The organism is Actinocrinis sp. (genome assembly GCF_035650855.1).
Classification (GTDB): Bacteria; Actinomycetota; Actinomycetes; order Streptomycetales; family Catenulisporaceae; genus Actinocrinis.
On record NZ_DASRGV010000220.1, the window covers coordinates 1 to 11,522 of the forward strand.

The 11,522-nt window shown below is 68.8% G+C and carries 12 protein-coding genes; 5 read left to right on the top strand and 7 right to left on the bottom strand.

Annotation, left to right across the window (positions count from 1 at the left end):
* Positions 1-42: 42 nt before the first annotated feature.
* The 6 genes from VFB40_RS15990 to VFB40_RS16015 all read right to left on the bottom strand — a co-directional run bounded on the left by VFB40_RS15990 (position 43) and on the right by VFB40_RS16015 (position 4,644).
* Positions 43-447: a TadE family type IV pilus minor pilin gene (locus VFB40_RS15990; RefSeq protein WP_324851489.1), complete on the bottom strand. Its 405-nt coding sequence runs from the start codon at positions 445-447 to the stop codon at positions 43-45.
* 122 nt (positions 448-569) lie between these two features.
* On the bottom strand, positions 570-815 hold the full coding sequence (locus VFB40_RS15995) for a DUF4244 domain-containing protein (RefSeq protein ID WP_324851491.1): 246 nt from the start codon (positions 813-815) through the stop codon (positions 570-572).
* A gap of 40 nt (positions 816-855) precedes the next feature.
* On the bottom strand, positions 856-1,710 hold the full coding sequence (locus tag VFB40_RS16000) for a type II secretion system F family protein (protein WP_324851494.1): 855 nt from the start codon (positions 1,708-1,710) through the stop codon (positions 856-858).
* Positions 1,707-2,390 (bottom strand): type II secretion system F family protein, encoded by a 684-nt coding sequence (locus VFB40_RS16005; RefSeq protein ID WP_324851496.1) that lies wholly within the window; start codon positions 2,388-2,390, stop codon positions 1,707-1,709. Before VFB40_RS16005 ends, VFB40_RS16000 begins: the two co-directional genes overlap by 4 nt.
* A 101-nt stretch (positions 2,391-2,491) precedes the next feature.
* The gene (locus VFB40_RS16010) at positions 2,492-3,814 is read right to left on the bottom strand and encodes a TadA family conjugal transfer-associated ATPase (protein ID WP_324851498.1); all 1,323 of its coding nucleotides are present in this window, start codon (positions 3,812-3,814) and stop codon (positions 2,492-2,494) included.
* Positions 3,811-4,644 (bottom strand): CpaE-like family protein, encoded by an 834-nt coding sequence (locus VFB40_RS16015; protein ID WP_324851500.1) that lies wholly within the window; start codon positions 4,642-4,644, stop codon positions 3,811-3,813. Before VFB40_RS16015 ends, VFB40_RS16010 begins: the two co-directional genes overlap by 4 nt.
* Positions 4,645-5,451: 807 nt before the next feature.
* On the opposite strand from VFB40_RS16015, the gene VFB40_RS16020 reads away from it, so the two are divergent.
* Complete coding sequence (locus tag VFB40_RS16020; protein WP_324851502.1) at positions 5,452-6,243, top strand: HAD family hydrolase; 792 nt, start codon at positions 5,452-5,454, stop codon at positions 6,241-6,243.
* A gap of 407 nt (positions 6,244-6,650) precedes the next feature.
* On the opposite strand, the gene VFB40_RS16025 is transcribed toward VFB40_RS16020, so the two are convergent.
* Complete coding sequence (locus VFB40_RS16025) at positions 6,651-7,472, bottom strand: hypothetical protein (protein ID WP_324851504.1); 822 nt, start codon at positions 7,470-7,472, stop codon at positions 6,651-6,653.
* A 169-nt stretch (positions 7,473-7,641) separates the two neighbouring features.
* On the opposite strand from VFB40_RS16025, the gene VFB40_RS16030 reads away from it, so the two are divergent.
* The 4 genes from VFB40_RS16030 to VFB40_RS16045 form a co-directional block, all read left to right on the top strand.
* On the top strand, positions 7,642-8,841 hold the full coding sequence (locus VFB40_RS16030) for a histidine kinase (protein ID WP_349261503.1): 1,200 nt from the start codon (positions 7,642-7,644) through the stop codon (positions 8,839-8,841).
* Positions 8,838-9,593, top strand: a complete 756-nt coding sequence (locus VFB40_RS16035) for a LytR/AlgR family response regulator transcription factor (protein WP_324851508.1) — start codon at positions 8,838-8,840, stop codon at positions 9,591-9,593. Before VFB40_RS16030 ends, VFB40_RS16035 begins: the two co-directional genes overlap by 4 nt.
* Before the next feature lie 303 nt (positions 9,594-9,896).
* Positions 9,897-10,499 carry an acetate uptake transporter gene (locus VFB40_RS16040; protein WP_324851509.1) on the top strand — a complete coding sequence of 201 codons (603 nt, stop codon included), beginning with the start codon at positions 9,897-9,899 and terminating at the stop codon, positions 10,497-10,499.
* Between the two features lie 285 nt (positions 10,500-10,784).
* The coding region (locus tag VFB40_RS16045; protein ID WP_324851510.1) for an AMP-binding protein at positions 10,785-11,522 on the top strand (738 nt) is incomplete at its 3' end.

An 11,522-nucleotide genomic window follows, 5' to 3' on the forward strand; every position in this document is an offset into this window, starting at 1 on the left:
GTTCGAGCAGCGATTCGGCGGCGGCTCAGTGTCGCTCATGACTCAGTGCACCTCCTGGCCGATGCCATCGCCCGCGCAGGGCGAGCCGGGTTCGCAGTCGATCTGGGCATGGCCGAGCACGTGGATGGCGGGCAACAGTGCATTGCCGATTGGGAGGCGGGCGGACACTTGCACCAGCACGCTGCCGTCGGCGGTGCTCACCTCGGTGGAGGCGCCGGCTGGGCCGAATCGCTGCACTGCCTGCGCCGCGTAGCTGGGTGGCTCGCCGCGGGCTAACCCACGTGCGGCCTCCCAGGCGGCGTCGCTACAGCGCAGCTGGGCTGCGGCGGCGACCACGATCAGGACGAGGGCTAGGCCGAGGCCGACGAGGGTCGGGAGCACCATGGCGGTTTCGGCGGTGACGTAGCCGCGCTCGGCTGCGCGCAGGGACTGATGGCGCGGGGACACTCCGAAAGCGTGGCTGCGCGTGGCTGTGCGGAGCGGCTCGCGGGGCGGGCGTAGTTCAAAGATGTGGCCGCGCTTGGCCGTACTAGGCGGCTGATGGCGCGAGGGTGCGGCGGAGCGGCTGTTCATCCGACCACTCCGAGGGCCTTGTGAATGATCCCCGACAGTAGCGACGAGATCGATCCGCTGGTGACGATCTTGTAGAGCAGAGCTGCGAAGCCGCAGGCCGCAAGCGTGCCGATCGCGTACTCGGCTGTGGTGGTGCCGGCTTGCGGTCCGTGCCGGCCGGCGGTTCGTCCGGTGAGTTTCCGGTGCCGAAGCGCCACCACGCGGTGCAGGTTTGCGATGGCTGGGAGCAGGGTTGAGCGCATTGGGACTCCTTGGTCAGGTGGCTAGCTCGGTCAGCTCTAGTCAGGCGTGTAGCTCGGTCAGCAGGCCGAGCGCCGTTGGCACGACGCCGACCAGGACGAAGGCGGGAAGGAAGCACAGGGCGAGCGGCGCGGTCGCGCGAACGGCTACGGCGCGGATCTGGGCTTGGGCGGCTTGCTCGGCGGCGTTCCCGACGTCTCGGGCGGCCTTGGCGACGGTCTGCGAAGCCGGAGCACCCGTGCGTGATGCTCGTAGTGCCGCCGCTGCGACCGGAGCGGTCGCCGCGTCGATGGAGAGCAGGCGCCAGGCGGCTTCCGGCTCGCAGCCCTCGCGGAGGGCTTGGGCTGCGGCGGCGAATCGGGCGGCGATCTCGCGAACCGGCTCGACGGGAAGCGGTGCAGCCTCTGGATCGTCTTCTGGCGGACCGGTTTCGCCGTTGAATGCGGTAGCGACGACACTGGCTGCGTCGGCTGGGAGGAGTCCGGCGGCCAGCGCGGCAGCGAATAGATCGACTGGGGGCGGTGCGGCGGCGATCAGGCGTTGCCTCGCCCGGGCTTCGCTCTCGGAGACGCGACGCGAACTGAAGACCAGCAAGCCCGCACCGGTCATGGCGCCGGCGATCGCGCCGCCAGCACCGCCGATGAACAGTCCGACGGCGCACGCGGCGAAGGCTGCTCCGAGGACCTGGCGAAGCGTCGGGCGGCTGGCTTTTGACGCCCACTTCGCGGAGGCCAGTGCGGCCTGCTGGAGCCCGTTGGTGCGCCGCGCACGGACCGGCACCCACCTGAGCATCATCGCGAGCAGAGTGAGCATTGCCGCTGCGGCCAGTTCGATCCGTCGTACGGACGGGTTCGGCTGCACGACGATCAGCAGGGCTTGGATCGAAGAGCCGGTCATGATCTGCTCCCGGCGAGCGCGATCGTCTGCAGGAACGAGCGGAGCGAGCGGCGGCGGGGCGGCGGCGGCGTTGGTCGACCGTCGATCGTGCTGACGAGCCGATCAGTCCAGCGCAGTCCGATCAACTCGAGCAGACACCCGAGCAGAAGGCAGACCTCGCCAGCCGGCCGGGTGAGCAGGGTGTGGATCGGGTTTGCGCCAAGGGCGGATCCGAGCGCGAGCCCGAAGACGGGCAGTACGCCGAGCAATGCGACGGTCGCGCGCACTCCGGACAGTTCGGCCGCGAGGTTCTGTCGCCGCTGCTGTTCCGCGCGAAGGCCGTCCTCGATGCCGGACACTGCGCCGGTGAGGGGCACTCCGTGCTGCTCGGCCGCCCGCCAGCAGGCGGCCAGCGAGGCGAGTCCCTCGCGCCCTGGCTCGCATGCTGCTGCCGCGAGCAGGTCGGGCTCGTCTCGGTCCGGATCGGGACGACTGAACGCCTCGGCGAGGTCGCGCAGTTCGGGCCGGCACCAGACGGCTTCCGCGAAGGCCGCGCTCGGCTGCCGGCCGGCCTGTAGCTCGCCTCGCAGTGCGGCGCACAGCTCGACGACGGCAGTGCGCTGCGATGCCTCGGCGGATCGGGCGCGGGCGCGCATGAGGCGTGAGCGCAGCAGGAAAGCACCGAGCAAGGCGAGAGCCATGGGCACTGCTGAACGAGTGGCCAGTGAACAAAGCGCCCCGAGTACGAGCGCTGCTACCAGGAAGGGCGCAGCGGGAAGGCGCTCGGCGAAGCGGTAGGGAGTCATGAGCCGTCCCTCGCTTCGCCAGTGCGAGCGGGCTCAACGATCTCGAACTCCCGGGCCAGGTCAAGCTCGGAGCTGCGTGAAGTGAGTGGCGCTTCCGGCCGGGATGGGCGGCCGAGTTCGTCCAACAGCTGCGGGAACCCTGGCCACTCGCGGGTCTGGCCGCCCTGATCGAAACTGATCGCCAAGGTGGCCTGGACCGGGCCGACCGCGTTGCGCCGGCGCACCACTGCGATGGATTGGAGGTAGCGTCTGCCGAACTCGTTGCGATCCAGATGGATCGCGATGCGTAGCGCGGCCGAGGCCTGACTGTGGACCGCTTCTCTGGAGACTCCGGCGAGGAGCGCAAGCGCCTCGATGCGTGCCGGGATGTCGTGCGGCCGGTTGGCGTGCAGGGTGCCGCAGCCACCCTCGTGCCCGGTGTTCAGCGCGCTGAAGAGGTCCATGATCTCGGCGCCCCGTGCCTCGCCGAGCACGATGCGGGTCGGTCGCATGCGTAGCGCCTGCTTGATCAGGTCCCTGATGGTGACTTGGCCGCGACCTTCCTGGTTCGCCGGCCGGCTCTCCAGGCGCACGACGTGCGGATGGTCCGGCATCAGCTCCGCACAGTCCTCGACCAGGACGAGGCGTTCGTCAGCGCTGCACAGCGAAAGCAGGCTTGATAGCAGCGTCGTCTTGCCCGTGCCCGCGCCGCCGGTGATGAGGAAAGGCACCCGCTGGCGCACGATCTCTTTGAGGATCGCCACGCCCGCGGCGTTGAGCGTGCCCAACTCCTTCAGCTCCTCCAGCGAGTAGAGCCGCCGCCTTGGGATGCGTAGCGAGAGCGTGGTGCCGTTGACGGCGATCGGAGGGAGCACCGCGTGCAGGCGCGTGCCGTCGGGCAAGCGGGCGTCCACGAACGGCGATGCGTCGTCGAACCGGCGGCCGGCCTGGACCGCGAGCCGTTGGGCGAACCGGCGCACGGCCGCCTCGTCGGCGAACGCGCTGTCCACTCGTTCCAGCCGGTTGGCGCGTTCGACCCAGATTTCGTTCGGCCCGTTCACCAGCACATCGGTTACGTCCGGATCGGCGATCAACGCCGCGACTGGATCCGCGGCGAGGGCCTGTTCGCACAGCGACTCGGCGATCGCGTGCAGGGCGTCTCGGCCGAGCAGACAGCGGCGGGCTCGCAGCGCCTCCACGACGGCGGGAACCTCCGGGGCCAGTACACCGGAAGCCAGCTCGCCACTGATGGTGCGGAGCACTCCCTCGTATTTGTGTGAGTACTCCGGGCTCACGACGCTAGATGCCAAGGTGCCGGTGCCGGTGTTCGGCGGCTTCATACGATCACCCGCGTCCGGTCCGAGTAATCCTCGGCCGGCCCGACTCCGCAGCGTTCGATCAGCCTGCGGCTGAAGCGGGCGAGCGAAGGCGCGGAGCGTCCACCCAGTTGTTGGATCGCACCACGGCGGGGCAGCGAACTGCGACCGGGTTTGATCACGCCCGCCAGCGGAGTGCCGAGCAGCTCTGCGAACTGCCTGGCGGTCAGCTCGTCGCGGCTTGGCAGCCGGGCGACGACCTGTGGTGGCGGGCCAACGACCGCGAGCTTCGGCAGCAGCCGTGCGGTCGCGACTGCGGCGCGTTCGGACACTGGTGCGACGACGAGCGTGTGCGTCGCCTCGGAGAGCACCAATTGGGTCGCATCGTCGATGGACCGGGGCAGATCGACGACGACCAGGTCTGCGGTGCCGCGAAGGGCGCGCAGCGCGTTGCGCATGGCGACCACCGGGATGCGTTCTCCGTCGCCGCCGCCCCAGGTGACGAGCGCGAGATCGGGTTCGCGGCAGGTTCGCCCCGACTGGCGTTCGGGCTCTTGCGGGTCGATACCGTGGGGCCAGGTCTGCGTCGTACGGATCGGATGGTCCGGCGCGAACGCGACCGTGCCGAGCCCGACGAGTGGTTCCAGGCCGCCGCCGAGCGGGTCGGCGTCGAACAGAATGGCGCGCTTGCGAACGTTGAGCGCTGCCACGGCGAGCGATACGGCCAGCGTCGAGGCGCCCGCCCCGCCACAGCCGCCGATCACCGCGATCAACGGCACCGAGGGGTCAGCCCGGCCTCGGCGGGCACTGCGGTCGGACTTGGCGGAGGCTGAATTCCCGGTGGTGGTGGACATGGCGATCCCTCTCGGCTTCCCGTGATTGCGTACAGTGACAGCACAACCACGGTGCGGCAGTGGAGCGGATCTTCGCCAGCGATCTTTGAAATCTGTGGATAAGCCCTGTGGATAAGCCCGGGACACGATCATTGTCCGGACCTTGATTACGTTTGGTCACCAAAGGCCCGGCGACCTGGTTACTCACAGGTAAGAAATTCGGATCATCCCACAACGCCCGCCGCGGCATCACGTCCGCGAAATCGGCTCGCAAAAGCCGGTGGGCTGGGCGTTCCCGGAAAAGAGACGACCCCCGCCGGGGGGGAGAGCGGGGGTCGTCACCTTGGCGCGGCTCGGGGGGGAGGAGCCGGGCCAAGGCAGCACGGTCGCGAACGATCCGTGACTTCCATGGTGTACCCGAAGCGCCCAGAAGGCAAACTGGCCTCGCTTCTATTACGCCAAATGATGAATGGAGGCCTTCTGAACTGCGGTTATACCCCGCTGCGCGGAGTGTCTGCGGCCCCTGCGTCGGCGGGGTCGAAGGGCCCGGATTCCGACGGGTACTACTGTCCGTAATCATGGCTCGGCCGACCCGGGAGAGTTGGCGACTATTGGGAGCTTTGAGGCTGCGGAAACCGCGGTGAAAGATGATGCGGCGGGCGAATCCGGACAGAGTTGAGGCAGAACACAGCGCAAACGTTCGATGAGGTTGGAGATTCCGCCAGTCGCGAGCGATTGCTTACCGATCCGACTGCTGCACCGCGTAGGCTGCCATCACTGCTTAGCGCCTCCGTACACCGGCGAAAGAAGCTGAGGGAGCCACCGCCGATGCGCACCGCCGCGTTCTTCGATCTCGATAAGACGATCATTGCCAAATCCTCCACCCTGGCCTTCGGCCGCTCGTTCTACCAGGGCGGGCTGATCAACCGACGCGCGGTGCTCAAGACCGCATACGCCCAGTTCGTGTACCTAGTCGGCGGGGCGGACCACGACCAGATGGAGCGGATGCGCCAGTACCTCTCCGCCCTGTGCACCGGCTGGGACGTCGGCCAGGTCAAGGAGATCGTGGCCGAGACCCTGCACGACCTGATCGACCCGCTGATCTACCAGGAGGCCGCCGACCTGATCGCCGAGCACAAGGCGGCCGGCCGCGACGTCATCATCGTCTCCTCCTCCGGAGCCGAGGTGGTCGAGCCCATCGGCGAGCTGATCGGCGCGGACAAGGTCGTCGCGACGCGGATGGTGGTCGCCGACGGGCGGTACACCGGCGAGGTGGAGTTCTACGCCTACGGTGACAACAAGGCCGCCGCGATAAAGGCCCTGGCCGAGGCCGAGGGCTACGACCTCGACGGCTGCTACGCCTACAGCGACTCCGCCACGGACCTGCCGATGCTCGAACTCGTCGGCCACCCCTGCGCGGTCAACCCGGACCGGACGCTGCGCAAGGAAGCCGCAGCGCGGGACTGGCCGATCGAGGTCTTCGCCAACCCGGTCTCGCTGCGGGCGAAGATGGCGAGCCTGAGCCTGCCGGGGAAGCCGGTCATCGCGGCGACGGCGTTGGGCGTCGGGACGGCCGCTGCGGCGGGAATCGTTTGGTACGCCCGCAAGAAGCGCTCGTAGCGCAGCCGACGAAGCGTTCCAGAGCGGCGGCAGCAGAACGGCGAAAGCCGTCTCTACACAGGGTGACGGCGCCCCGAGTCACAGTGGGGGCGCCGTCCAGGTTGCACGGGATGTCCGAGATACCAAGCGTGCACCGGTGTATTCGCCAGATCAGTCCACCCGAGGCCGTGGCCTGGTGTCTGTCTCGGCGGGCCCCAACGCGGGTCGGTCGCGCGTGGGTTCCCGGGCTCCGTGCGTCGGTCCGTGGGCCGTTGACTCCTACTTCTCCCAGCCTTCCTCAGAAAGCGGTCTCGCGGGCCGTACTTCCTTTGTAGGACTGGTCGGGCGAGTTGGAAAGCCGTGCAGGGGGGCCGATCGACCTCTTCACCCAAATGGGCCACGAACGAGTGCTCAGCGGTAACTCTGGTTCACCCACGCATCAATGCTTCGCAGATGGCGAGCGCTTCCTGGGTGCCGCGGCTCAGTGCCTCGCCACAGTGCGCGATCCAAGCTCCGAGGCCTTCGGCGGTTCCGGACCGGTACGCCTCAAGCGCAGCGCGCCGGGCGTCGAGCCCGAGTTCGAGGAAGCCGACCTCCGGCACCGCGAGCGACTGCGGGTCCAGGCCCCGTGCGACCAGCAGGAGCCGGAAGACGGCTCGGGCGAGCAGGCCGTCTCCCCATCCGAAGGGTGTGACCGCCGACAACTCACCGTGCGCCACGGCCGCGACGACAAGCGCCGGCGCCTTGCTGGGCGCGGCCAGGAGCCCGGCTAGTGCGGTAAGCCGTCCTGCTGCTTCCTCGGCGTCTACGGGTACGTCCGGGCCGCCCGGCTCGACCGACACCGGCTCGTCTGCGGCACGCGGACGCCCAATCCGATTGCCCTCGACTTCCCCGGCCGCCGCGAGCATGTGCATCCGGGTCAACGCCTGCGCCGGCGCCTGCTGAAGCACCCCGAGCAGCGGCGAGAGCTCGCCGGAGATCCGCAGCGCGCCGCGAACCAGGCCGGCGCCCTGCTCGTCGCCGAGATCGGTACGGCGCCGCAACTCCTCCAGCGGCCAGTCCGCCCCGGCGATCGCCGCCGACGCTCGGGCACCACGCAGTGCGGATTCCGCGGTCACTTCGCTGGATCGGCTGCGCAGCACCTTGTGCGCACGCAGGCGGTCTACGGCCGAGCGGGTCTCGGCCACCACTTCGGCCACTCCGGGCAGAACGCTGAGCGCAGCGAGGGGATCGGCGGTTGAGGTCGTCACAAGCGACAAACCTAAGCCACGGGTGAAGCGGCACGCGCATCGCATCCGAACAGCGCCCTTAGCGCCTAGACGTCCCGGAGGGCATATTCGACATTCGGCCGATCTGATGCACTGTGATCGATTCGAGCACCAATCACCCTGGCCATGATCTTGCCTGTGACGTACCGTCATGAAGGTGGATTCGACGGCGACAACGATCGCGGTCGCGGGAGTGCTGGCCATCCCGGTCGGTGCGGCGGTACGCGCGGCCAGACGACACCACGTGTACGGAACGCCCACGGAGCGCGCCGCTTACGAGGCGATGCATACCGTCTCGCTCGCTGCGCCCGTGCTGCGCGAAGGCCTCTCGCCGGAATCGGCGCGCAAGTCGGCACGCTATCTGCGCCGCCTGCTCGGTACCGCGGCAGTCGCGATAACGGACGCCGATCGGTTGCTCGCCTGGGATGGTGAGGGCGACCGGCACGCCGATGACGCACTCGTGCATGCCAAGAATGTCGTGGCTACCGGCCGGGTCAAGCTGCTCGACTGGGTGGATTGCGGCAGTGAGGAATGCGCCATCCGCGACGCCGTGATCGCGCCGCTGATCGTCGACGGCCAGACAGTCGGCACGCTCGCCGCGTACAACTCGACCGCCTCGGTGGCGCTGACCCGAGCCGTGTGCGAAGTGGCGCGCTGGGTCTCCTCACAGCTGGAGCTCGGACAGCTCGACCTCTCGCGCACCCGCACCATGGAAGCCGAGATCCGAGCGCTGCGCGCCCAGATCTCGCCGCACTTCATCTACAACTCACTCACGGCGATCGCCTCGTTCGTGCGGACCGATCCGCCGCGGGCGCGGGAGCTGCTACTGGAGTTCGCCGACTTCACCCGCTACTCCTTCCGCCGCGGCGGCTCGATGACCACGCTCGCCGAGGAGCTGCGCTGCATCGACTGCTACTTCCAGCTGGAGCAGGCACGCTTCGGCGACCAGCTGCAGCTCGTCGTGCGGGTGGCACCGGAAACGCTCGGACTCGAGATGCCGTTCCTGTGCTTGCAGCCGCTCGTGGAGAACGCGGTACGCCATGGGCTGCGCGGTAAGTCGGGCCAGGGCACGGTAACGATCACGACCGAGGACTCGGGCACGGAGTACACGATCACGATCACCGACGACGGGGTCGGCATGGACCCGGCGACCGCGGGCGCGGCGCTTAGCGGCGAGGGCACCGCGGACGCTCACGCGGTGGCCAACATTCAGGAACGGTTGCTGGCGGCGTTCGGCCCCGACCATGGGCTTCAATTGGACAGCACGCCGGGCGAAGGAACCACGGTCACCATCCGCATCCCCAAGCCGGTGTCGCGCAGGAGGTCGCACAACCGACGGGAGAACGCATGACCCAGCCGCTGGACCGCCCCGGCTTGGCCGTGCTGGCCGTGGACGATGAGCGGCCCGCCCTGGAGGAGCTCACCTACCTGCTGAGCGCGGACTCCCGGATCGGCAGCATCCGGACCGCGTCCTCCGGGGCCGAGGCGATCCGCATGCTCAACGGCGAGCAGCGCATCGACGCGCTCTTCCTGGACATCCGGATGCCGGGCGCGACCGGCGTGGACATCGCCAGGACGTTGGCCCGGCGCCCCGACAGCCCGCAGATCGTCTTCGTCACCGCGCACGAGGACTTCGCGGTCGGCGCCTTCGAGCTGCACGCCGTCGACTATGTGCTCAAGCCGGTAAGGCAGGACCGGCTCGCTGAAGCCATCCGGCGCGTGCATGAGCGGTTACACGCACGAACGCGCACGTCACCGACGGACGACGAGGTCGTACCGGTCGAGTTGGCGGGCGTGACCCGGTTTCTGACCCGGTCGCAGATCCGGTACGTCGAGGCTCACGGCGATTACGCACGGCTGCACACGGCGTCCGGCTCGCACCTGGTGCGCATATCGTTGGCGACTCTCGAGGAGCGCTGGACGCCACACGGCTTCGCCCGCATCCACCGCTCGTACCTGGTCGCGCTGCGCCACATCCAGGAGGTGCGCTGGGACGCCGGCCACACCACGGTCAAGGTCGGCGACAAGACGCTCGCGGTGAGCCGACGACACGCGCGCGAGCTGCGCGACCGGCTGCTGGGAGACGCCAACCGGCAGCGCTGACCGCACGCGGCGGAAAGCCCGAATCCAGCGCCGCGAGTTTCGGCAGCAGACCGGCCACCGCGAGACGCGGCTGGAAAGCGGCAGGTCCGAGTTGTTTCGAAACAGATCGAACCGGTCGGCGCGCGCCGTCAGCCGCTCGGCGCAACATCTCGACCAGGTGTCTTGAGAGCTCAGCGCATGGGGGACGAGCGGAGCAGGCCCCTGTTCGGGGGCTGACAACCGCGGGCCCGTTCCGCATGCCGGCCGAGCGACCGCCGGCCGGACTGGGGACGGGCCTTCAGTCTGGTCGAAAGGATCACGGTCGTGAGCAATGAAGCACCCACGACTAGCACTCCGGTGACCGTCGCGGATCCGGCCCCGCTCGGGCTCGCCGGCTTCGCGATGACCACGCTGGCGCTCTCCTTCGCCAACGCCAACATCATCAAGGAGACCGGCGCGATCACGATCGTGCTGGGCCTGGCCGCGTTCTACGGCGGTCTCGCGCAGCTGCTGGCCGGTATGTGGGAGTTCAGGCGCGGCAACACCTTCGGCGCTACCGCGTTCAGCTCGTTCGGCGCCTTCTGGCTTTCCTACTGGTGGATCGTCACCCATCTGACCGCGGCCAGCGGCGACGTGCACCAGGCGATCGGCCTCTACCTCATCCTCTGGGCGATCTTCACCGCGTTCATGACGGTCGCGGCGTTGCGCACCTCGATGGCGGTACTCGTGGTCTTCGTGCTCCTGACGCTCGCCTTCGTCTTCCTCGGCATCGGCGCCTTCCAGAACGGCACGCCGGCTCCAGACGCGTTGACCAAGGTCGGCGGCTGGATCGGCATCCTGACCGGTATCGCGGCCTGGTACGCGGCGGCGGCTACGGTCATCAACTCGACGCACCGGCGCGACGTGCTGCCCACGCTGCCGCGCTGAGCTGAATAGGCGAATGAAGAACCGCCCGCCGCAGCGATGCGGTGGACCTACCAATACCGGGGCTGAAGCCGTATGACGGCGGACGCTCGTACCGCACCGCCGGCGAGACGCCAAGCGCGCCCTCGCCGGCGGTGTGGTCTAGACCTTTTCTGCCGGAAACCCTTGCGTAACAGCATGAGTACTGGTGTGCTTTAGGGCTGAGAGACGCTCACACCGACTACGGCGGGGTCGGCGCTTCGCCGTGCCGCCGTCCGGCCCGCAAACGGACATTGACGAGGAGTTCGTGTGTCCAACGAGACGCTGTCGAACCTGTTGAACGAGGAGAGGCGGTTCGAACCGCCGGCCGAACTGGCGGCGGCGGCGAACGTGACGGCCGAGGCCTACGCGCGGGCCGAAGAGGACCGTCTGGCTTTCTGGGAGGCCCAGGCGAACCGGCTGACATGGGCGCAGCCGTGGACCGAGGTGCTGGACTGGTCGAACCGGCTGTTCGCCAAGTGGTTCACCGGCGGGAAGCTCAACGCCGCGTACAACTGCGTCGACCGGCACGTGGAGTCCGGGCACGGCGACCAGGTCGCCATCCACTTCGAGGGCGAGCTCGGCGACACCCGCACCATCACCTACGCGCAGCTACAGCGCGAGGTGTCGAAGGCGGCCAACGCGCTGATCGAGCTGGGCGTGCGCACCGGCGACCGGGTGGCCATCTACATGCCGATGATCCCGGAGACCGTGTTCGCGATGCTGGCCTGCGCCCGCATCGGCGCGCCGCACTCCGTGTGCTTCGCGGCGTTCTCGGCCGAGGCACTGCGCGCACGCATCGAGGACGCCAGCGCCAAGGTGCTGATCACCGTCGACGGGTACAACCGGCGCGGCGGGGTGGCCAGCCTCAAGCCGAACGCGGACGAGGCCGCGAGCGGCGCCGGCACGGTGGAGAAGGTGCTGGTTGTGCGGCGTACCGGGCACGAGGTGCCGTGGAACGCCGACCGCGACGTGTGGTGGCACGAACTGGTGGACCGGCAGTCCGAC